The sequence below is a fragment of the Bradyrhizobium sp. NP1 genome, from assembly GCF_030378205.1.
Classification (GTDB): Bacteria; Pseudomonadota; Alphaproteobacteria; order Rhizobiales; family Xanthobacteraceae; genus Bradyrhizobium.
This window is the reverse complement of sequence record NZ_CP127385.1, coordinates 2,110,936-2,132,926: the sequence shown is the minus strand read 5'-3', so window position 1 is coordinate 2,132,926 and position 21,991 is coordinate 2,110,936. Positions and strand designations below refer to the sequence as shown.

The following is a 21,991-nucleotide window of genomic DNA, read 5'->3' as shown; positions in this document are numbered from 1 at the left end:
CGTAGGATTTCGATATCGCACGGAATTCACGGGCATTTTAGGGAGGATGCGATGCTGAGATCCCTGGGCTATGCCGGGTTCGGATCGACCGATCTCGACGACTGGCGTCAATTCGGGACCCGTCTGGTCGGCCTGCAGGCGGTCGAGCGCAGCGCCTCCCTGCTCGCCTTCCGCATGGACGACCGCAAGCAGCGCATCGTGATCGACCGCGAGATGGGCGAGGCGTCCCGCTTCTTCGGCTGGGAGGTCGCGGATGCCGCAGCCCTCGATGCGCTCGGCGCGCGGCTGGAAGCGGCCGGCGTGACGGTCACGGCCGAGCCGCAGGCGCTGGCCGATGCGCGGCGTGTCCGCGCGCTGATCGCGTTCCGCGATCCCGCCGGCAACCGGCTCGAAGCCTTTCACGGCGCCGAGATCGACGACACCCCGTTCGCGCCGGGCCGCGCGATCTCGGGATTTCGCACCGGCCCGCTTGGCCTCGGCCACGTGGTGCTGACGGTCGAAAACATCGGTGCGGTGATGCCGTTCTATGTCGAGACGCTGGGCTTTGCGCTGTCCGACTACATCGAAAAGCCGTTCCGCGCCTATTTCTTCCATCTCAATCCGCGCCACCACTCGCTGGCGCTGATCGAGACCGGCAGGAACGGCATGCATCATTTGATGGTCGAGATGTTCTCGCTCGACGATGTCGGCCAGGCCTATGACGTCGCGCTGAGCGAGCCCGACCGTATCGGCGTCACGCTCGGCCGCCACACCAACGATTTCATGACCTCGTTCTATGCCAAGACGCCGTCCGCCTTCATGGTCGAATGCGGCTGGGGCGGCCGCGAGATCGATCCGAAGAGCTGGCAGCCGGTCGAGATGACGGACGGACCGAGCCTGTGGGGCCACGAGCGCGTCTGGCTGCCGCACCGCGATCGCGAGGTCGCGCGCGAGATGCGGATGCGCGCCGCCGAACGCGGGCTGCGCGCGCCGGTCCAGGTGATGGAAGGCAATTACCGGCTGATGTCCGGCACCTGCGCCTGGTGGGACGGGGTGCGGGAGAATTAAGGAGACCGTGTCATCACCCGTGCGGGCTAAGACCGGCTTGCAAGGGCGCTATAAAAACTAGCCCAGATGCTTCCTGAAAAAGTCGGTGGCGCGGCCCCAGGCGAGCTCGGCGGCCTGGCGGTCATGCACCGACTGACGCTGCTCGTTCACGAAGGCATGCTCGGCGTCGTAGCGATAGAGCTCGAGCGACTTGCCGGCGGCCTTCATGCCCTTCTCGAAGGCATCGACCACCTGCGGCGTGCACCAGTCGTCCTTGTTGGCGAAATGCGCCTGCAGCGGAATCCTGACGTCCGCGGGCTTGGCCGCCTGCTCCGGCGGAATGCCGTAGAACACGACGCCGGCGGCGAGCTCCGGAATCTTCGTCGCGCCGATGATGGTCACCGCGCCGCCGAGGCAGAAGCCGGTCAGGCCGACCCTGGCACCGTTGCGCGACAGATACTGCGCGGCGCCGCGCACGGTCTGCGTCGTGGCGTCCATGAAATCCAGCGAGTTCATCTCTTTCCCCGCCGCGTCGGTGTCGTGATAGGGCACCACCTTGCCCTTGTAGAGATCGGGCGCCAGCGCATCGAAGCCGGCGAGCGCGAAGCGGTCGCACAGCCCCTTGATCTGGTCCTGCAGCCCCCACCATTCCTGGATCACGACGACGCCCGGCGCATTGCCGCGCGACGCATTGGCGAGATAGCCGCTCGCGTCCTTGCCGTCCGGACGCTTGAAAGTAATGAGTGTGCCCATGGTTCCTCCGACGGTGCTGGGTTTGGCGCAACTGTCTGCATTTTGGCGGCTGCGGAGCAAGTATGCAATCAACACTCGGTAATTCCCGGGCGCGGACGTCGGCAACAAAAAAGCCCCCGAAGGGGCTTTTTCAGATCGGTATTCCGCGCGAAGCGGATCAGTGCGCGTTGGCCCAGACCTTCTTCTTGGTGAAGTACATCAGGCCGGCGAAGATGATCAGGAACACGAACACCTTCATGGCGAGCTCCTTGCGCGCCTCCATATGGGGTTCCGCGGCCCACATCAGGAAGGTGGTCACGTCCCTGGCATATTGCGCAACGGTCGCCGGCGAGCCGTCGTCATAGGTCACCTGACCGTCGGACAACGGCTTCGGCATCTTGATGGCGTGGCCCGGGAAGTACTTGTTGTAGTAGGAGCCATCCGGGATCGTGACGCCCGCGGGCGGCTTGTCCTCAAAACCCTGCAGGATGGCGTCGACGTAATCCGGCCCCTGCTCCTGGTACTGCCTGAAGAAGTCGATGATGAACGTCGGGAACCCGCGCTCATAGGAGCGCGCCTTGGTGATCAGCGACAGATCCGGCGGAGCCGCGCCGCCATTGGCCACGCGTGCCGCCTGCTCGTTCGGGAACGGCGACGGGAAATAGTCGGCGGGCCGGCCCGGCCGCTCGAACATGTCGCCCTGGTCATTGGGGCCGTCCTTGATCTTGTACTCGGAGGCGAGCGCCGCCGCCTGCGCCACCGAATAGCCGGGCCCGCCGGGTTCGGCGAGGTTGCGGAAGGCGATGTAGGAGAGCGCGTGGCAGTTGGAGCAGACTTCCTTGTAGACCTTGAGGCCGCGCTGCAGCGCGCCGCGATCGTACTTGCCGAACGGGCCCGAGAACGACCAGCTCTGCTGCGGCGGCTTGTCCTGGCCCTCCGCTGCGCGCGCGTCGGTAGCGGTGCCGGCGAACAGGGTGCCGGCAACCACGAGCGCGACCGCGGCCGAAACCACCTTGCCGCCCTTCGTCAGCACGTCGTCGGCGATCGAGTTCGGCACCGGACGCGGCTGCTCGATGCGAGCGAGCAGCGGCAACAGGATCAGGAAATAGGCGAAGTAGCAGACCGTCAGGATGCGGCCGGCGATCACATAGATGCCCTCCGGCGGCTGCGCGCCGAGATAGCCGAGCAGGATGCAGACCACCACGAAGATCCAGAAGAACTGCTTCGCCAGCGGCCGGTAGCGCGAGGAGCGCGTCTTGGCGCTGTCGAGCCAGGGCAGGAACGCCAGCACCAGGATCGCCGAGAACATCGCGATGACGCCGGCGAGCTTGTTCGGGATCGAGCGCAGGATCGCGTAGAACGGCAGGTAGTACCACTCGGGCACGATGTGCGCCGGGGTCACGCCGGGGTTGGCCGGGATGTAGTTGTCGGCGTCACCGAGATAGTTCGGCATGTAGAAGATGAACCAGGCGTAGAGCAGCAGGAACACCGACACGCCGAACATGTCCTTGATCGTCGCGTAAGGCGTGAACGGCACGGTGTCCTTCTCGGTCTTCGCTTCCACGCCGGCCGGATTGTTCTGGCCCGCGACGTGCAGCGCCCAGACGTGCAGTACCACCACGCCGGCGATCACGAAGGGCAACAGGTAGTGCAGCGAGAAGAAGCGGTTCAGCGTCGGGTTGCCGACCGAATAGCCGCCCCACAGGAGCGTGACGATGCTCTCGCCGAAATAGGGAATGGCCGAGAACAGGTTGGTGATCACGGTCGCGCCCCAGAAGCTCATCTGGCCCCACGGCAGCACGTAGCCCATGAAGCCGGTCGCCATCATCAGGAGGTAGATGATGACGCCGAGGATCCACAGCACCTCGCGCGGCTCCTTGTACGACCCGTAATAGAGGCCGCGGAACATGTGGATGTAGACCGCGAGGAAGAACATCGAGGCGCCGACGGCGTGCATGTTGCGCAGCAGCCAGCCGTAATTGACGTCGCGCACGATGGCTTCGACCGAGCGGAACGCCATGGTCGCCTCAGGCGTGTAGTGCATGGCGAGAATGACGCCGGTCAGGATCTGCAGCGCCAGCATCATCGAAAGAATGGCGCCGAAGGTCCACCAGTAGTTCAGGTTGCGCGGCGTCGGATAGGCCACGAAGGAGGAGTGGATGAGACCGAAAATCGGCAGGCGCCGTTCAATCCACTTCAATGCCGGATGGCTCGGCTGGTAGTCGGAGGGTCCGCTCATGATGCGATCCTGAGGAAGTAAGACGTGACGGCACAGCGCCCCGGATGAGATCCGGGACGTCAGCCGATCTGGATTTTGCTGTCGGAAACGAATTGATAGGGCGGCACCGGCAGGTTGGCGGGTGCGGGCCCCTGGCGAATACGCCCGGAGGAGTCGTATTGCGAGCCGTGGCAAGGGCAGAAGAAGCCGTCGTAGTTGCCCTCATAGGCGATCGGGATGCAGCCGAGATGGGTGCAGATGCCGATCACGACCAGCCACTGATCGTGGCCGTCCTTGACGCGCGACTGGTCGGTTGCGGGGTCAGGCAGGCTGGTGACCGGGACCGCGCGGGCTTCCTCGATCTGCTTCTTGGTCCGGTGCATGATGTAGATCGGCTTGCCGCGCCAGAACACCTTGATGTCCTGCCCCTCGGCGACCGGCTTCAGGTCGACCTCGATGGGTGCGCCGGCCGCGATCGTCGAGGCATCCGGGTTCATCTGGGAGATGAACGGCCACGCCGTGAGAACGGTGCCGACGCCTGCTGCGGCTCCCGTTGCAACAAAAAGGAAATCACGGCGGGTCGGATGGTCCGCCGAAGACGCTGTGGTCACGATTCCAAGCCCTTTCTTATCTGCAGCCGGTGGAACCGCCCCAAAAGACGCCAGGAAACGCCCGGAGTGGCTGCCGGCGCCCGCGGCCCCCGCGGCGGCAGAATGACCGCTTTTCGGCCGATCCGGCGAAACCAACGGTTCAGAATCGTTCTATTGGCACCCTTGCCGGACGAGCGCAAGCCCGGTATCGGCCATGAAGCGTGCAATGCACTAAATCTGCGGCAAGCGTCGTCTTAATGCGACAATTTTGGACCATGCATATCGCACTCTTCCAACCCGACATCCCGCAGAATACCGGGACGATCCTGCGGCTCTGCGCCTGCCTCGGCGTGACCGCCCACATCATCGAGCCGGCGGGTTTTGCGACCTCCGACCGGACATTCCGCCGGGCGGGCATGGACTATCTCGACCGGGTGTCCCTGATGCGCCACGACTCGTTCCGGAAATTCGAGGAATGGCGGGCGGAGGCCGGTCACCGGCTCTTGCTTTTCACCACCAGGGGCGCCACGCCTTATCTTGATTTTCGCTACCAGGCGTCTGACATCCTGCTGTTCGGCCGCGAATCCGCAGGGGTCACCGACGAGGTCGTGGCCGCCGCCGACGCGCGGCTCGTGATTCCGATCAGGCCCTCCATGCGCTCGCTCAATGTGGCCGTCGCGGCAGCCATGGCGGTCGGCGAGGCGTTGCGGCAGACCGGGATGCCGGCATTTGAGGAGACAGTGACGTGAGCTATGCGGTCAAGGAAATCTTCCTGACCCTGCAAGGCGAAGGCGCCCATGCCGGGCGCGCGGCAGTATTTTGCCGCTTTGCCGGCTGCAACCTCTGGAGCGGCCGCGAGCAGGACCGCGACAGCGCGGTCTGCCAGTTCTGCGACACCGACTTCGTCGGCACCGACGGCACGCTCGGCGGTCGCTATGCCTCGGCCGACGCGCTTGCCGACACCATCGCGGCGCAATGGCCCGAGGCGGCCGATGGCCGCTACACCGTGCTGACCGGCGGCGAGCCGATGCTCCAGCTCGATGCGGCCCTGATCGAGGCGCTGCACGCTCGCGGCTTTGCGGTCGGGGTCGAGACCAACGGTACCATCGCGCCGCCCGCGGGGCTCGACTGGATCTGCGTCAGCCCGAAGGCCGGCGCCGATCTCGTCGTCCGGCGTGGCCACGAGCTCAAGCTGGTCTACCCGCAGGTGGACGCCCGGCCCGAATCGTTTGCCGAACTCGACTTCGAGCGCTTCTCGCTGCAGCCGATGGACGGACCCGACGTCGCCGCGAACACCGCGCGCGCGATCGACTATTGCCTGCGTCATCCGCAGTGGCGGCTCAGCCTGCAGACCCACAAGACGCTCGGCATCAGGTAGGATGGACTGTTGGAAAAATGTGGGAATTGACCAAATCGTTCCGCTTCGAGGCCGCGCATGCGCTGGCCGGGACCACGCTGGGCGCGGCCAGCGAGGAAATTCACGGCCATTCGTTCCGCGCCGACATCACGGTGCGCGGCACCCCTGACCCGGCGACCGGCATGGTGCTCGACCTCGGGCTGTTGCAGCAGCGGATTTCGGAAGTGCAGAAGCTGCTCGACCACAAGCTGCTCAACCGTGTCGAGGGTCTTGGACCGCCGACGCTGGAAAACCTGTCCCGCTTCGTCTGGGAGCATGTCCAGCACGCCGGCAAGATCACGCGGGTCAGCATCCACCGTGACAGTTGCAGCGAGAGCTGCACCTATTACGGGCCGCAAGCCTAGGTGCGCCGATGGATGCTGCCGTGATCGAGGATCGGAAAGCGCGCGCGAGGGCCTGGTTCGAGAGCCTGCGCGACGATATCTGCGCAAGCTTCGAGCGGCTCGAGGACGAGGCGCCGGCCGCGCTCTATCCGGGCGAGCCGGGACGCTTCGTGCGTACCCCCTGGCAGCGCACCGACCACTCGGGCGCGCCGGGCGGCGGCGGCGTGATGGCGATGATGCATGGGCGGCTGTTCGAGAAGGTCGGCGTGCACTGCTCGACCGTGCATGGCGAGTTCGCCCCGGAATTCCGGGCGCAAATTCCGGGCGCGGCCGAGGACCCACGCTTCTGGGCCTCCGGCATCTCGCTGATCGCCCATCAGCGCAGCCCGAACGTGCCGGCCGTGCACATGAACACCCGCTTCGTGGTCACCACCAAGGCCTGGTTCGGCGGTGGCGCCGACCTGACCCCCGTGCTCGAGCGCCGGCGCGGCGAGGACGATCCCGACGCGGCCGCCTTTCACGCCGCGATGAAGGCGGCTTGCGACGCCCATGCCGCGGTCGCGCCTTACGAAAAATACAGGAAGTGGTGCGACGAGTATTTCTACCTGCCGCATCGCAAGGAGGCGCGCGGCATCGGCGGCATCTTCTACGACTGGCATGACAGCGGCGACTGGGACGCCGACCTCGCCTTCACCAAGGACGTCGGCCGCGCATTACAGAAAATCTATCCCGAGCTCGTCCGGCGCAATTTCGCCAGCCCCTGGAGCGCCGCCGATCGCGAGGAGCAGCTCATTCGCCGCGGCCGTTACGTCGAGTTCAACCTGCTCTACGACCGCGGCACCATCTTCGGGCTGAAGACCGGCGGCAATGTCGATTCGATCCTGTCGTCGATGCCGCCGGAGGTGAAGTGGCCCTGATGACGAGCAACGAGCTGCCGCGCGCGATGCTGATCGACATGGATGACACCATCCTGTCGGCCTATGGGCGTCCCGAAATCGCCTGGAACACGATCGCGGCCGAATTTGGCGGTGAGCTGAAGGCGCTGTCGCCCAACATGGTCGCCGCGGCGATCGTCGATTTCGCGCGCCACTTCTGGACGACGGCAGACGCCGAATGGCGGCAGAAGCTCGTCGAAGCGCGACGCGAGGTGGTCCGGGGCGGATTTGCCGCGCTGGCCGCGGCGGGCCATGCCGCGCTGCCGGATCAACTTGCCGTCCGGCTTGCCGACCGCTTCACGGACTATCGCGAAGAGCAGATGTTCGTCTTTCCCGGCGCGCATGATGCCATCGACGCGTTCCGCGCCCGTGGCGTCAAGCTGGCGCTCGTGACCAACGGCGCGGCGCCGACCCAGCGCGCCAAGATCGAGCGCTTCGCGCTGGCGCACCGCTTCGATCACATCCAGATCGAAGGCGAGCACGGTTTCGGCAAGCCGGAAGAGCGCGCCTATCTGCACGCAATGGAGGCGCTCGGCGTCACCGCGCCCGAGACCTGGATGGTCGGCGACAACCTGGAATGGGAAGTCGAGGCGCCGCAGCGGCTCGGCATCTACGCCATCTGGATGGACGTCCATGGCGACGGCCTGCCGCCGGATTCCACCATCCGCCCCGACCGCATCATCCGCTCGCTGGCTGAACTGCTGCCCGAAACAGCGAAGCCTTAAATCAACGGCCGCAGCGCCGACGAGATCATCACCAGCCCGCCGGTGATGACAGCCGCATCGAGGATCGCGGTGTGGATGTGGACCGGCATGCGCTCGACGAACGCTTTCGCAAGGAAGGCGCCGGGCAGCGCGACTGCGCCGATCAGCAGCGCGAAGGCGAGCACCTGCGCAGTGACGACGCCGGCGAGGCCGAACACCGAAATCTTGATCGCGCTGGTGACGAGCGAGACCACCGCATCGGTTGCAATCACCGCGGCGCCTTCGAGCCCGGCCGCCATCAACAGCGACAGCAGGATCACGCCTGATCCGGACGTGCCGCCGACCAGCACACCATAGCCGACCGCGCCGGCGGCGAGCCCGCCGTCGCCGATCCGCACCGCGCGGCGCCTCAACAGGCGGCGCAGCGGCACGCTCAGAATCAGCATGGCGCCGATCAGGAGCGCCGCGCCGGCATTGGTCAGGCGCGTATAGCCGTAGGCGCCGAGCGCGGTCGTGGCCGCGCCGGCCGCAACCACGATCAGCGCGCGGCGGCCGTCCGTATAACGCAGATACGCAGCAAGGCGGCTGAGATTGGTGAGGACCGAGGAGATCGCGATGATCGGCACCACCGGCTCGGCGCCGACCAGCGGCACCAGCACCAGCGGCATCAAGGCGCCGGTGCCGTAGCCCGCAAGGCCGCCGATCACGGAGGCGAACAGCGCGACGGCGGCGACGATCAGCAGCTGAACAAGGGAAATATCAGCAAAGCCGGCGAGAATATTCACGCGCCGCGCAATACTCCCTCCATCGTCCTTTGTCTATCGGCTGGCGCGCTCTATTTTGTATCGCGCTTGAGCCGCGCCATCGCCTGGTCGGCGATCGAAGCCAGCATCGCCGCATCGAGCGGGAAGTCGGCGGCAAGCCAGGCGTCTTCGGCGAGCGCCAGCACCTGGCCGAGCGCCGGCCCTTCATTCAGACCGCGGGCAAGAAAATCTGCCGCCTTGAGCGGAAATTTCGGCGCCTGCCAGCGTTGCGGCAGCGTCGCAAGCGCACGCCAGCGCGGATCGTCGGCAGCATTACCGGAGCGCGCCCAGGCGAGCAGCAGCCGATCGCGATAGCGATCGGCGCCGAGCCGGTAGAGCCTTCGGCGCGCCCGTGCGTCGTCCATGCCGGCGAGCCGCCACCAGCGATGGCCCATGGAATCGAGCGACCGCGCCTCGGCGTTGCTCAGCCGCAAGCGTACCGCGAGGCGGCGGGCATCCTCGGTGACGGCGACCGCAAGCGCAGCGAGCCGCCGCATCGCGTCGGACGGAAGTTCGAGCGCGCGCTCGGCCGCGATCATCGCGGCGAACGGCCCGGTATAGGCGATGCCGCCGATGATGGTTTGCAGGAGACCGGCCTCCGCCATGGCGATCGCGGCGACGACCGCGCCGTCCGCGAGCACGAGCTTGAGCATCTCCATGCGCACGCGCTCGGCCGACAGCGCGCCGAGGCCGTCGCGCCCGGCGATGCAGGCGAGATAGCCGTCGCGATCGGGCTCGCCCGTGCCATAGGCGGCATGGATGCGGAAGAAGCGCAGGATGCGCAGATAGTCCTCCGATATGCGCCGGTTCGCATCACCGATGAAGCGCACGCGGCGCGCGGCGATGTCGTCGAGGCCGCCGACATAGTCGTGGACGACGCCCTCGGCATCGGCCGACAGCGCGTTGATGGTGAAATCGCGCCGTTCCGCATCGATCCTCCAGTCGCGCCCGAACGCGACGGTAGCCTTGCGGCCGAAGGTTTCGGTGTCCTGCCGCAGCGTCGTCACCTCGAACGGCTGCGCCTCGATGATCAGCGTCACGGTGCCGTGCTCGATGCCGGTCGGCACGCTCTTGATCCCGGCGGCCTCGGCACGCCGCATCACCTCGTCGGGCAGCGCGGTCGTGGCGATGTCGAATTCCGTTATCGAAAGCCCCATCAGCGCGTTGCGCACCGCGCCGCCGACCACCCGCGCCTCTTCACCGCCGCGGTTCAGCAATTCCAGCACACGCGCAACGCCGCCGCTCCTCAGCCAGGGCGCGTCCGCCAGTGCTCCGCTTCCGAAGTTCGCAGGCATTTGCGGCACCATCCTAGGCGAACTTCGGAACCGAAGGAGCACCGGAAAAATCAAATTGGCCGGTGCCGCCTGTCGATTTGAAATTCCTGACACGAGCGTGCCACAAGCGGCGCAGGAATTTCAAATCGGCGGCGCCGGGTGTGGAGGCACGCTTCATTTCTCAACCCCGGGCACGAACTTGCCGTTTTCGATATGGGCGGGAATGTAGGCCGAATTCGGCGCCCCGCCCGAGAACTGCGCGAGCATGACGAGGCTCAGGAACACCAGGAAGAGCGAGCCGAGCGCGAGCTTGGCGACGAGCTGGATCGGCCAGGAGGTCTGCACGAAGATCCCGGAGCGCGTCGCGATCAGGAACAGCGCATAGACCGCGAAGGGAAGGAGGAAGATCCCGATCTCGGTCAGCGCCGGGCGGATCATGAGAGGCAGATCCGTTCATAGAGCACCCGCAAGATGCCCGCGGTCGCGCCCCAGATGTAGCGCTCCGCGAATGGCATGGCGTAATAGGAGCGCTCCATGCCGCGAAACTCCTTGCTGTGGACCTGGTGGTTGGCCGGGTTCATCAGGAAGGACAGCGGCACCTCGAACGCGTCGACAACTTCCGAATGGTTGATGGCGAGCCGGAAGCCCGGCTTCACCCTGGCGACCGTCGGCAATATGCGGAAGCCGAACCCGGTGCCGTAGAGATCGAGATAGCCGATCGGCTCGACGAATTCGGGTCGCAGGCCGACCTCCTCGAACGCCTCGCGCAGCGCGGCGTCGAGCGGGGTGGCATCGGTCGCATCGATCTTGCCGCCCGGAAAGGAGATCTGCCCGGCATGCTCGGCAAGGTCGGGCGAGCGCTGGGTCAACAGCACGGTCGGCTCCGGATGGTCGACCACCGGGATCAGCACCGCCGCGGGACGGACCGGCTGCTCCTTCGCGATGATCTCGAGCATGCGGTCGGTGCCGGGATCGCCGGTCTGCGGAATGACGTCGGGATCGACCAGCCCGCGCGGCACGTCGAAAGTGAGCCGCGCGCGGGACCGCTTGAAAAATTCGTCCGACGAGAATGCGGCCGGAACGCTCCTTACCATCGCCTCGTTCAAAGCGCGGCCCTCACCTGCTCAGCATCCGCCATCGCAAAGAATTCGCCTGAGGAGGTTACCCCGAACATCGCCTCGCCATCGATCATCCGCTCCTCGCCCATGTCAACCAGATCGTAATAGAGCGCTCGTGTCACCTTGGCCCACAGTTCGGCCCGGACATGAAGATAGGGCGTGAGCCCGCCGTCGGCAGCCGCCTCGAAGCGCAGCCGGTGCGCGGCGTCGCAATCGACCCAGTCGTCGACATTGGTGCGGAAGCGCAGGCTCCGGCCGCCGGCCTCCTTCTCCACGACCATCTCGACGGCGAGAAACGGCGCGTCGTCGACGCGGATGCCGACCTTCTCGACCGGCGTCACCAGAAAATATTTGTCACCCTCGCGCTTGAGGACGGTCGAGAACAGCCGCACCAGCGCCGCCCGGCCGATTGGCGTGCCCATGTAAAACCACGTACCATCGCTGGCGATTCGCATGTCGAGATCGCCGCAGAACGGCGGATTCCACAGGTGCACCGGGGGCAGCCCCTTGCCGGCCGGCGTGGCGCTGGTCGCTGCGCGTGCTGCGACCGTCAGGCCTTCGAGACTGGTCGTGCTCTGCCCTTGCTTCGCCATGGTTTGCCTTAACGGTTGATCTGCCCAGTCGAGCAATTCTGGCACGAATGGTGCAAGATCGGTGCAAGACTGACGCTGTGGAAACCTCACGAGTTCCCCGGAAATTTACCGGGACAGGTCGCCACATCGTGATGCCGTTCATACCCTGAAATGTCGATAAAGTGGGGATAGATTAACTCAACGAATACAGGGCCTTTGCACCAGTTTAGCATGGCCCTCACGGCATGACGACGCAATCGGGCGCGCATGCTTGCAACGGAGTAGCAGCCGGATGGCGGACAGTGTCGAAAAACTCGAGGACGTGATCGTCCGCTCGGCCGAGCAGGTGTCGGGCGAGGTCCGCGCGGCAAAGGACGCGATCGCGACGGTCATCTTCGGCCAGGAACGGGTGATCGAGAACACGCTGGTGACGATTCTGTCCGGCGGCCATGCGCTTCTGATCGGCGTGCCCGGCCTCGCCAAGACCAAGCTGGTCGAGACGCTCGGCATCACGCTCGGGTTGGACGCCAAGCGCATCCAGTTCACCCCGGACCTGATGCCCTCCGACATCCTCGGCGCCGAGGTGCTCGACGAGAGCTCGACCGGCAAGCGCTCGTTCCGCTTCATCGCGGGTCCCGTGTTCGCCCAGCTCCTGATGGCCGACGAGATCAACCGCGCCAGCCCGCGCACCCAGTCGGCGCTGTTGCAGGCGATGCAGGAGCAGCACATCACGGTGGCCGGCGCGCGCCACGATCTGCCGAAACCGTTCCATGTGCTGGCCACGCAAAATCCGCTGGAGCAGGAAGGCACTTATCCGCTGCCCGAGGCGCAGCTCGACCGCTTCCTGATGGAAATCGACGTCGACTATCCCGACCGCGACGCCGAACGGCGCATCCTGTTCGAGACCACCGGCGCCGAGGAGACGCTCGCAAAGGGCGCGATGAGCGCCGACGCGCTGATCGCGGCGCAGCGGCTGGTGCGCCGCCTGCCGGTCGGCGATTCCGTGGTGGAGGCGATCCTGTCGCTGGTGCGCTCGGCTCGCCCGGGGCCCGAAGGCGGCGAAGCCGGCAAGCTGATCGCCTGGGGACCGGGTCCGCGCGCCAGCCAGTCGCTGATGCTCGCGGTGCGCGCCCGCGCGCTGCTCGACGGACGGCTTGCGCCCTCGATCGACGACGTGCTGGAGCTCGCCGAGCCGATCCTCAAGCACCGCATGGCGCTGACCTTCTCGGCGCGCGCCGAGGGCCGCACGATTCCGGACGTGATCCGACAGCTTAAGACGCGGATCGGTTGATGGCCGCTGAGACCACGCAACGAGACAGGGAGATCCTCGCAGTCCGACGTGCCGATGGCGAAAGCCGAACGCTCGCCGCGTCGCTGCCGCGTCTCGTGCTGGAAGCCCGCCGGATCGCCGCCAACGTGATTCACGGCCTGCACGGCCGGCGCCGGGCCGGCGCCGGCGAAAGCTTCTGGCAGTATCGCCGCTTCGTCTCGGGCGAGCCCTCGCAGCGCGTCGACTGGCGCCGCTCGGCGCGCGACGATCACCTCTATGTGCGCGAGCAGGAATGGGAGGCGGCGCACACCGTGTGGCTGTGGCCCGACCGCTCGCCCTCGATGGCGTTCGCCTCGAAGGGCGCACGAGACTCGAAGCTCGAGCGCGCGCTGATCGTGACCTTTGCATTGGCCGAGCTATTGGTCGCCGGCGGCGAACGCGTCGGGATTCCCGGCCTGATGAATCCGACCGCGAGCCGCTCGGTGATCGACAAGATGGCGCAGGCGATCCTGCATGACGATGCTGCCCGCCTGAGCCTGCCGCCCTCCTTCGTGCCGTCGGCGCTCGCCGAGATCGTCGTGCTGTCCGACTTCTGGTCGCCGATCACCGAGATCCGCACCATGCTGGCGGGGCTTTCGGCCTCCGGCGCGCATGGCGCGCTGGTCCAGATCGTCGATCCCGCGGAAGAAACCTTCCCCTATTCGGGCCGCATCGAGTTCGTCGAGCCGGAAGGGTTCGGCGTCATCACCGCGGGCCGCGCCGAACGCTGGGCCGACGACTATGTCGCCCGCCTGGCGCTGCATCGCGACCAGATCCGCGAGGAGACCGCCAAGCTCGACTGGCTGTTCTCGACCCATACCACGAGCCGCTCGGCAGCCGAGCTGCTGCTGTTCCTGCATGGCGGCATGATGGTGAGCAAGAGCGGCGGCGGCATATCCGTCAAGGCGGGGCGCAGCGCATGATCGCGGGCCTTCCCCTGAGCTTCACCGAGCCGCTGCTCCTGCTCGGCCTCGTCAGCCTGCCGGTGCTGTGGTGGCTGTTGCGCGTGATGCCGCCGCGGCCGCGACGCATCGTGTTTCCGCCGACGCGGCTGCTGTTCGACATCGCGCCGAAGGAAGAGACGCCGTCGCGCACGCCGTGGTGGCTGACGGCGCTGCGGCTGCTGGCGGCCGCGCTCGTCATCTTCGCGGCCGCAGGCCCGGTGTGGAATCCGAAAACCGGGATCGTCGGCAAGACCACGCCGCTCGTCATCCTGCTCGACGACGGCTGGAGCGCCGCGGCGAGCTGGGACACCAGGATCAGGGCGGCGGACGAATTGATCGCCAATGCCGACACCGACCGCCGCGCGGTGGCGCTGGTGCCGCTGTCGGAGCCCGCGCGCGACATCACCATCATGCCGGCGGGTGCAGCCCGCGTCGCGCTGCGCCAGCTTTCGCCCAAGCCCTACGCCGTGGAGCGGATCGAAACCGTCCCCGCGATCGAGCGTTTCCTCAAAACCACCGGAGACTGCGAGCTGGTCTGGCTGACCGACGGCGTCGACACCGGCCGTGGCGCGGAATTCGTCGAAGGCTTAGGCAAGACCATCGGAGATCGCGCGTTGACGGTTTATCAAGGCGGCACGCCTTCGCCGCTGGCGCTGGTAGCGGCCGAGAACGCGGCGGCGAAAATGACGGTGAAGGTGCTGCGCACCGACAGCGGCATCGCCACCGGCATCGTGCGCGCGATCGACGCCAAGGGCTCCCCGATCGGAGAAGCCCGCTACAGCTTCGCGCCGCAGGCCGGAGAGACCGAGGCCGCCTTCGACCTCCCGGTCGAGCTGCGCAACGACATCGCGCGGCTGGAAATCGCGGGCGAGCGCTCGGCGGGCGCCGTGCAGCTGCTCGACAAGCGCTGGCGGCGGCGCGCCATCGGCATTGCCTCTGGCGCGACCAGCGACACCGCGCAGCCGCTGCTCGCGGCGACCTTCTATCTCACGCGCGCGCTCGCTCCCTTCGCCGACGTGCGGCTCGGCGACCGCGGCCTGGCGCCGCAGCAGGCGATCGCCCAGTTCCTCGACCAGAAGCTGCCGATGATCGTGCTCGCCGATGTCGGCACGCTGTCGCCGGAAATCCGCGAACGGCTCACCGCCTGGATCGAGCAGGGCGGCGTGCTGGTGCGCTTCGCCGGACCGCGCCTCGCGCAGGCCGACGACGATCTGGTGCCGGTGAAGCTCAGGCGCGGCGGGCGCAGCCTCGGCGGCAGCCTGACCTGGGAAAAGCCGCAGCATCTCGCCGCCTTCGCCGCCGACGGTCCGTTTGCCGGCCTCGCCGTGCCGAAAGACGTCACCGTCAGCCGCCAGGTGCTTGCCGAGCCCGACGCGGCGCTCGTGACGCGGAGCTGGGCTTCGCTCGAAGACGGCACGCCGCTGGTCACCGGCGAGCACCGCGGCAAGGGCGTGGTCGCGCTGTTTCACATCAGCGGCGACATGCGCTGGTCGGATCTGCCGATGTCGGGCGCCTTCGTCGAGATGCTGCGGCGGATCGTCGACATGTCCGGCTACACCTCGAAGCCCGGCGCGGGCGTGGCGAGCGAAGCCAGCGCTGAGACCGTGGCGCCGCTGCACATCCTCGACGGCTTCGGCGCGTTCGGTCCGCCGCCGTCGACCGCCAAGCCGCTGCCGGCGGAATACCGCGACCGCGCGACGCTGGACCATCCGCCCGGATTCTATGGTCCCGCCGAGGGGCCGATCGCCGTGAACACGCTCGCGGCCGCCGACCGCATCGCGCCGCTCGACACCTCCGGCCTGAAGGCGCAGCGCGCCAGCTACACCAATGCCGAGCCGCGCGACCTGCGCGGCATGCTGCTGTCGGTGTCGCTCGCCTTGTTCCTGGTCGACGCGATCATCGTCGCGCTGCTTGGCGGCGGGCTGGCGAGCCTGCTGCGCCGCCGCGCGGCGCCGGCAGCGCTGGTGATGGCGCTCGCGCTGTCGACGCTGATCGCCGTGCCCGGCCGTGTCCACGCCGACGACGCCAGCGACGACTTCGCGCTTCGCGCGGTGTCGCAGACCCGCCTCGCCTATGTGATGACCGGCAACGCCGACGTCGATTCCATCGTGAAGGCCGGCATGTCCGGGCTGACGCTGTTCCTCGCCCAGCGCACCGCGCTGGAAGCCGGCGACCCGGTCGGCGTCGACCCGGCGCGCGACGAGCTCGCCTTCTTCCCGCTGATCTACTGGCCGATCGTGCCGGGCGCGCCGAAGCCGCCGCAGGACGCCATCAACCGCATCGACGCCTACATGAAGCAGGGCGGCACCGTGCTGTTCGACACCCGCGACGCCGTCGAGGCCGGTCCCGGCGAGAACGGCGCCGCGCGGACGCCGGGCATGCAGGCGCTGCGCGAGTTGCTCTCCTCGCTCGACGTGCCCGAGCTCGAGCCGGTGCCGCGCGAGCACGTGCTGACCAAGACCTTCTATCTGCTGCGCGACTTCCCCGGCCGCTTCGCCAACGGCCAGACCTGGGTCGAAGCCCTGCCGCGCGAGGACGATGAAGAGGCGGCCTCGCGGCCGGCGCGCGGCGGCGACGGCGTCTCGCCGATCATCATCACCTCGAACGATCTCGCCGGCGCCTGGGCCATCCGCCCCGACGGCCAGCCGATGCTGCCGATGACGCCGGGCGAGCCCAAGCAGCGCGAATTCGCCTTCCGCGCCGGCGTCAACATCGTGATGTACACGCTGACCGGCAACTACAAGGCGGACCAGGTGCATGCGCCGGCGCTGATCGAACGGCTGGGCCAGTAGGATCGCGCCATGAATTACGGTATTGCGTTCACCCCGCTCGTTCCCTCGATCGTGCTCTGGCTCGCGGCCGGCGCCATCGTCGTGATCGCGGCGCTGCTGCTGATCGGGCGCTCGCGCGGCGCAGCGGTGCGCGTGGCCGCGCTGGCGCTGATCCTGCTCGCGCTGTCAAATCCCTCCTTCACCCGCGAGGACCGCGAACCCCTGAGCTCGGTCGCCGCTGTTGTCGTCGACAAGAGCCCGAGCCAGAATTTCGGCAACCGGACCCGCGAGGCCGCGCAGGCGCAGGAAGCGCTCGTCGATGCCCTGAAGAAGATCAAGGGCCTCGAAGTGCGCGTCGTCGACGCCGGCCAGGCCGACGGCGAGACCGACGGCACAAAATTGTTCGGCGCGCTCGCTTCCACGCTGTCGGACGTGCCCGTCGACCGCGTCGCGGGCGCCTTCCTGATCACCGACGGGCGCGTGCACGACATCCCGGCCAACGCGGCGGCGCTCGGATTCCAGGCGCCGGTGCATGCGCTGGTCACGGGCGCGGCGAACGAACGCGACCGCCGCATCGCGATTTCGGCGGCGCCCCGCTTCGGCATCGTCGGCCAGACCCAGACCATCACCTATCGCCTCGACGACCAGGGCGTCACCGGCGAGCGCGCCAAGGTGACCATCCGCCGCGACGGCGAGGTGATCAGCGAGCGCACGCTCACAAGCGGCCAGACCTCGAGCATCGACGTCGACATCAAGCATGCCGGCCCCAACATCGTCGAGATCGAGGCTTCGCCGCTCGAAGGCGAGCTGACTCCGGTCAACAACCGCGCCGTGGTCGCCATCGACGGCGTGCGCGACAAGCTGCGCGTGCTGCTGGTTTCCGGCGAGCCGCATTCCGGCGAGCGCACCTGGCGCAATCTGCTGAAATCCGACGCCAGCGTCGATCTCGTGCATTTCACCATCCTGCGCCCGCCGGAGAAGCAGGACGGCACGCCGATCAACGAGCTGTCGCTGATCGCGTTTCCGACCCGCGAGCTGTTCCAGCAGAAGATCAACGAATTCCAGCTGATCATCTTCGACCGCTACGCCCGCCAGGGCGTGCTGCCGATCGCCTATTTCGACAACATCGCACGCTATGTGCGCGCCGGCGGCGCGGTGCTGGTCTCGGCCGGGCCCGACTATGCCTCGACCACCAGCATCTGGCGCACGCCGCTGGATTCGGTGCTGCCGGCCGAGCCGGTCGGGGTCACCGAGAAGCCCTATTACGCGCACCTGTCGGATGCCGGAAAGCGTCACCCGGTGACGCGCGGGCTGGAAGGCGCGGGGAGCGAGCCGCCGCACTGGAGCCGCTTCTTCCGCACCGTCGACACCAAGAATGCGACCAGCCCGCCGCTGATGACCGGCGCCGACGGCAAGCCGCTGCTGCTCCTGTCGCGCTTCGGCGAGGGCCGCGTCGCGCTCTTGCTCACCGACCACATCTGGCTGTGGGCACGCGGCTATGAGGGCGGCGGGCCGCATCTCGACCTGTTGCGGCGGACCTCGCACTGGCTGATGAAGCAGCCGGATCTGGACGAGGAAGCGCTGCGCATGCAGGTGCAGGGCCATGACCTCATGGTGGTGCGGCAGACCATGGCGGACAGCGTCGCGCCGGTCACCGTCACCGCGCCTTCCGGCGCGACGCGCGAGCTGACGCTGACGCAGGGCGAGCCCGGTGAATGGCGCGCCAGCCTGCCGGCGAGCGAGCTCGGCCTCTGGCAGGCGAGCGACGGCACGCTCAAGGCGCTGATCAATGTCGGGCCAACCAATCCGAAGGAGTTCTCCGAGGTCACCTCGACCACGGAGACGCTGAAACCGCTGGCGCAGGCGACCGGCGGCGACGCCCGCCGCGTGGTCGACCGCGGCAGCGTCGATCTGCCGCGCATCGTTCCGGTGCGCGCTTCCAGCGTGTTCCATGGCGACGGCTGGATGGGCGTGCGCATGCGCGATGCCAGCGTCGTCAAGGGTGTCGGCGTGCTGCCGATGTTCGCAGGCCTGATCGGCCTCTTGCTGCTGCTCGGCGCGTTCGCCGCGACCTGGCTGCGCGAGGGCCGCTGAACGCAGCGAGGCGGGTGGATCGAGGAACTTCAGGCAGAAGCACCATCCCGCTCCAATTTTGGTCAAGCATGATCTCCGCGCAAACGCGTTTTGCGTTTGTCGCGAGGGAAAACCGGTACCCACTTTTCCGGATCATGCTTGCGCCCGTTGCAGCAATCACACAGCCTTGCCGGATCGCGCGAGGCTGCTCCGGCCACGGTTGACAACATCGGCACCATCCGATGTTATAATGTAACATCGGAACGGCCGGGGATATCTGAAGCCCGTTCCCGAGGGTGGGCGTAGCGCGGCATGAAGTGGTTCCGAAGGCACGTCAAGACAGGCGCACGGCTGGCGCTGTTCGCGCTTGCCGTCCAGTGCGTGCTGTCGTTCGGCCACTTCCATCCCCTCGCCGCGCAGGCGGCACCGGCCGTCCGGGCCGGCCTGACGCAGGCTGATCGGACGAATGTCGCGATCGCGCCCGATACCGCCAATCAGGCGGTCTGGACGCACCAGCCATCCGGCCGCGACGGCGATCAGCAGCCGGGCGAGCCCTGCGCGATCTGCGCCGTCATCTCGCTAGCCAGCAATGTCTTGTTTGCGACGCCGCCGCTGCTCCTGCTGCCGCAGGCCGTCGAGCTTCTTTATTTTGCCGCCGACACCGAGTTCACGCATCTCGAATCGCCGCGTTCGGCGTTTCAATCCCGCGCACCGCCGCTGTCCTGAATCGATCGCGTGAACCCCTGGTGATCCGCGCATGCGCGGGCGACCGGGATTACAGGAATCGATCCGTCGCATGTCGACGGCAGGCTGTTCCGGAAACTCCTAAAGCAAAAAAGAATCCGGCAGCGGCCTGATCGGAATCAGGACCATGTCAGTATCCAGGAAGACAGCGCTGGCCGCCTCGGGCTTCACGGCGCTGGTGCTCGGCTATTGCGGCCACGATGCGCTCGCGCAGACGCCGCCATCATCATCGGGCGAGACGACGAAACTGCCCAGCATCGAGGTGGTGGCGCCCAAACGCGTCCAGCCGCCGCGCAAGCCGCGGGCGCGGGTCGTGACCGGCGTGCGCCGCGAATCTCCCACGCCGCCGCCGCGGCAGACCGAGGAACAGATCGTCGCGGGCAAAAACGACAAATTCGACGAGGCGCGGCACACCATTCTTGCGCCGCTTGGCGCCAGCTCGACCGAGATGAACCACCAGACGATCGAGGCGCTGCCGCAGGGCAACAATGCAACCCTCGACAAGGTGCTGCTGCAGTTTCCCGGCGTGACCCAGGATTCGGCGGCAAGCGGCGAACTGCATGTGCGCAACGAGCACGGCAACCTGCAATACCGCATCAACGGCATCATGCTGCCGGATGGGGTCGGTGCCTTCGGGCAGATCCTCGACACCGGCATCGTCGGCAATATGGCGCTGTTGGTGGGCGCGCTGCCGGCGCAATACGGCTTGCGCACCGCCGGCGTGCTCGACATCACCACCAAGACCGACGCGTTCAACAACAGCGGCAGCGTGAGCGTCTATGGCGGCAGCCACCAGACCATCACGCCGAGCTTCGAATATGGCGGCACGGCCGGGCAGACGCAGTATTTCGTGTCGGGCCGCTATTTCGGCAGCAATCTCGGCATCGAGAATCCGACGCCGGCCAAGGAGGCGATCCACGACCGCACCGCACAGGAAAAGGGATTCCTTTATCTGTCGACGATACTCGATCCGGAGAGCCGCCTCACCTACATGAGCGGCACCTCAAACGGGCTCTACCAGATCCCCAACAATCCGGGACAGCCGACCAACTTCGCAACCCCCACGGTCTCCAACTTCAATTCCGCGTTCCTCAACGAACGGCAGCAGGAGATCAATCATTTCAACGTGCTCGCCTACCAGCACTCGGCCGAGGGCATTGATTACCAGATCTCCTATTTCAATCGCTACAGCCAGCTCCACTTCATGCCCGACCCGATCGGCGATCTCCTCATCAACGGCGTGGCTTCCGACGTCTACCGCCAGAGCTATGTCAACGGCATCCAGGAAGATACCGCCTGGCGCGTCGCCGATGCGCATACGCTGCGGTTCGGATTCTTCGCGAGCGCCGAGCGCTCCCTGGTGACGAGCTTCAACAGCACCTTCCTCGCCGACCCCGCGACCGGTGGTCAGGCGACCGATGCAGCGGGCACCCCGCTGCCGCCGATCACGCTGTACGATACCAATTCCAAACTCGGCTGGCTGCTCGGCAGCTACATTCAGGACGAATGGAAGATCACCAACAACCTGACCCTGAATGCCGGCCTTCGCTTCGACCAGATGTATCAATACGTCAACGCCAACCAGTTCAGCCCGCGCGTGAACATGACGTGGGTCCCGCAGGATGGCACCACGTTCCATGCCGGCTATGCCAGAACCTTCACGCCGCCGCCGCAGGTGATCGCGGCGCCGGTCAATCTCGCGCTGGTGCAGAACACTGTCATCAACCCCCCGGTGCAGCAGCAGGATCCGGTGCTGCCCGAACGGGCGCATGTCTTCGATGTCGGCGTGGTCCAGAAGATCTGGCCGGTGCCCGGCCTTGAGGTCGGCATCGACGGCTACTACAAGATCGCGCGCGACCTGCTCGACGACGGCCAGTTCGGCCAGGCCTATGTGCTCACCGGCTTCAATTACGACCGGGCCAACAATCTCGGCGTCGAACTGAAGGCGAACTACACCAATGGCAATCTGAGGATGTACGGCAACCTCGCCTGGGCGCGGCAGCTGGGCACCGACATCGTATCGAACCAGTATCTATTCGATCCCGATCGCCTCGCCTATATCGCGACGCATTACATCTATACCGACCACAGCCAGGTCCTGACCGCCTCCGCCGGCGCTTCCTATAAATGGAACGACACGCGCTTTTCCGCATCGATGATCTACGGCTCCGGCCTTCGTTCCGGCTTCGCCAACCTCGATCACGTGCCGTCCTACACCCAGGTCAATATGGGGGTAGCGCACGACTTCTTCATCGTCGCGCCGAACAAGCCGACCACGCTGCGATTCGACGTCGTCAACCTGTTCGACAAGATCTACGAGATCAGGGACGGCTCCGGCATCGGCGTGTTCGCGCCGCAATTCGGACCGCGCCGCGGCTTCTATGTCGGCATCACGCAGAAGCTGTAGCGACTAAAGCATGATGGTTTCAGGTTCGATC

The 21,991-nt window shown here is 66.7% G+C and carries 21 protein-coding genes; 12 read left to right on the top strand and 9 right to left on the bottom strand.

Features of this window, described 5'->3' with window-relative positions:
- Nucleotides 1-51: 51 nt before the first annotated feature.
- Nucleotides 52-1,047 (top strand): VOC family protein, encoded by a 996-nt coding sequence (locus tag QOU61_RS10230; protein WP_289658059.1) that lies wholly within the window; start codon nt 52-54, stop codon nt 1,045-1,047.
- 57 nt (nt 1,048-1,104) lie between these two features.
- Here the strand turns inward: QOU61_RS10230 and QOU61_RS10225 are convergent, their stop codons facing one another.
- The 3 genes from QOU61_RS10225 to petA form a co-directional block, all read right to left on the bottom strand.
- A complete protein-coding gene (locus QOU61_RS10225) occupies nt 1,105-1,779 on the bottom strand; it encodes a dienelactone hydrolase family protein (RefSeq protein WP_289658058.1) in 675 nt (224 codons plus the stop codon).
- 157 nt (nt 1,780-1,936) lie between these two features.
- Entirely contained in the window at nt 1,937-3,997 is a 2,061-nt protein-coding gene (locus QOU61_RS10220) for a cytochrome c1 (RefSeq protein ID WP_289658056.1), read from the bottom strand.
- A 59-nt stretch (nt 3,998-4,056) separates the two neighbouring features.
- On the bottom strand, nt 4,057-4,587 hold the full coding sequence (gene petA, locus QOU61_RS10215) for a ubiquinol-cytochrome c reductase iron-sulfur subunit (protein WP_289658054.1): 531 nt from the start codon (nt 4,585-4,587) through the stop codon (nt 4,057-4,059).
- 254 nt (nt 4,588-4,841) lie between these two features.
- On the opposite strand from petA, the gene QOU61_RS10210 reads away from it, so the two are divergent.
- Genes QOU61_RS10210 through QOU61_RS10190 form a run of 5 tightly spaced genes read left to right on the top strand, consistent with a single transcriptional unit; the run spans nt 4,842 to nt 7,966 of the window.
- Nucleotides 4,842-5,315, top strand: coding sequence for a tRNA (cytidine(34)-2'-O)-methyltransferase (locus QOU61_RS10210; protein ID WP_289658051.1), 474 nt, complete (start codon nt 4,842-4,844; stop codon nt 5,313-5,315).
- Complete coding sequence (queE, locus tag QOU61_RS10205; protein WP_289658049.1) at nt 5,312-5,944, top strand: 7-carboxy-7-deazaguanine synthase; 633 nt, start codon at nt 5,312-5,314, stop codon at nt 5,942-5,944. Before QOU61_RS10210 ends, queE begins: the two co-directional genes overlap by 4 nt.
- 17 nt (nt 5,945-5,961) lie before the next feature.
- Nucleotides 5,962-6,327 carry a 6-pyruvoyl trahydropterin synthase family protein gene (locus QOU61_RS10200; RefSeq protein WP_289658047.1) on the top strand — a complete coding sequence of 122 codons (366 nt, stop codon included), beginning with the start codon at nt 5,962-5,964 and terminating at the stop codon, nt 6,325-6,327.
- Nucleotides 6,328-6,335: 8 nt separating this feature from the next.
- Nucleotides 6,336-7,223: an oxygen-dependent coproporphyrinogen oxidase gene (gene hemF, locus QOU61_RS10195; RefSeq protein WP_289658045.1), complete on the top strand. Its 888-nt coding sequence runs from the start codon at nt 6,336-6,338 to the stop codon at nt 7,221-7,223.
- Nucleotides 7,223-7,966: an HAD family hydrolase gene (locus QOU61_RS10190; RefSeq protein WP_289658043.1), complete on the top strand. Its 744-nt coding sequence runs from the start codon at nt 7,223-7,225 to the stop codon at nt 7,964-7,966. Before hemF ends, QOU61_RS10190 begins: the two co-directional genes overlap by 1 nt.
- Here the strand turns inward: QOU61_RS10190 and QOU61_RS10185 are convergent.
- Genes QOU61_RS10185 through QOU61_RS10160 form a run of 6 tightly spaced genes read right to left on the bottom strand, consistent with a single transcriptional unit; the run spans nt 7,963 to nt 11,733 of the window.
- Nucleotides 7,963-8,730 (bottom strand): TSUP family transporter, encoded by a 768-nt coding sequence (locus QOU61_RS10185; RefSeq protein ID WP_289658041.1) that lies wholly within the window; start codon nt 8,728-8,730, stop codon nt 7,963-7,965. The two genes, QOU61_RS10190 and QOU61_RS10185, sit on opposite strands and share 4 nt — an antisense overlap.
- Nucleotides 8,731-8,780: 50 nt before the next feature.
- Nucleotides 8,781-10,043 carry a CCA tRNA nucleotidyltransferase gene (locus tag QOU61_RS10180; protein ID WP_289658039.1) on the bottom strand — a complete coding sequence of 421 codons (1,263 nt, stop codon included), beginning with the start codon at nt 10,041-10,043 and terminating at the stop codon, nt 8,781-8,783.
- A gap of 13 nt (nt 10,044-10,056) precedes the next feature.
- The gene (locus QOU61_RS10175; RefSeq protein WP_289658037.1) at nt 10,057-10,200 is read right to left on the bottom strand and encodes a hypothetical protein; all 144 of its coding nucleotides are present in this window, start codon (nt 10,198-10,200) and stop codon (nt 10,057-10,059) included.
- Nucleotides 10,197-10,460, bottom strand: a complete 264-nt coding sequence (locus tag QOU61_RS10170; RefSeq protein WP_289658036.1) for a DUF6111 family protein — start codon at nt 10,458-10,460, stop codon at nt 10,197-10,199. The genes QOU61_RS10175 and QOU61_RS10170 overlap by 4 nt, the downstream gene beginning before the upstream one ends.
- Complete coding sequence (locus QOU61_RS10165) at nt 10,457-11,116, bottom strand: CoA pyrophosphatase (RefSeq protein WP_502876911.1); 660 nt, start codon at nt 11,114-11,116, stop codon at nt 10,457-10,459. The genes QOU61_RS10170 and QOU61_RS10165 overlap by 4 nt, the downstream gene beginning before the upstream one ends.
- 8 nt (nt 11,117-11,124) lie before the next feature.
- Complete coding sequence (locus QOU61_RS10160; protein ID WP_289658032.1) at nt 11,125-11,733, bottom strand: DUF1285 domain-containing protein; 609 nt, start codon at nt 11,731-11,733, stop codon at nt 11,125-11,127.
- Nucleotides 11,734-12,004: 271 nt separating this feature from the next.
- Here QOU61_RS10160 and QOU61_RS10155 point away from each other — a divergent pair, with 271 nt between their 5' ends.
- From QOU61_RS10155 to QOU61_RS10130, 6 genes are all read left to right on the top strand, one after another.
- Complete coding sequence (locus tag QOU61_RS10155; protein ID WP_289658030.1) at nt 12,005-13,003, top strand: AAA family ATPase; 999 nt, start codon at nt 12,005-12,007, stop codon at nt 13,001-13,003.
- Complete coding sequence (locus QOU61_RS10150) at nt 13,003-13,944, top strand: DUF58 domain-containing protein (protein ID WP_289658028.1); 942 nt, start codon at nt 13,003-13,005, stop codon at nt 13,942-13,944. Before QOU61_RS10155 ends, QOU61_RS10150 begins: the two co-directional genes overlap by 1 nt.
- Entirely contained in the window at nt 13,944-16,757 is a 2,814-nt protein-coding gene (locus QOU61_RS10145) for a DUF4159 domain-containing protein (protein ID WP_289661436.1), read from the top strand. Before QOU61_RS10150 ends, QOU61_RS10145 begins: the two co-directional genes overlap by 1 nt.
- Nucleotides 16,758-16,766: 9 nt before the next feature.
- Complete coding sequence (locus QOU61_RS10140) at nt 16,767-18,830, top strand: hypothetical protein (RefSeq protein WP_289658027.1); 2,064 nt, start codon at nt 16,767-16,769, stop codon at nt 18,828-18,830.
- Nucleotides 18,831-19,121: 291 nt separating this feature from the next.
- Nucleotides 19,122-19,535: a DUF2946 family protein gene (locus QOU61_RS10135; protein ID WP_289658026.1), complete on the top strand. Its 414-nt coding sequence runs from the start codon at nt 19,122-19,124 to the stop codon at nt 19,533-19,535.
- Nucleotides 19,536-19,680: 145 nt separating this feature from the next.
- Nucleotides 19,681-21,960 (top strand): TonB-dependent receptor, encoded by a 2,280-nt coding sequence (locus QOU61_RS10130; RefSeq protein WP_289658024.1) that lies wholly within the window; start codon nt 19,681-19,683, stop codon nt 21,958-21,960.
- Nucleotides 21,961-21,991: the final 31 nt, after the last annotated feature.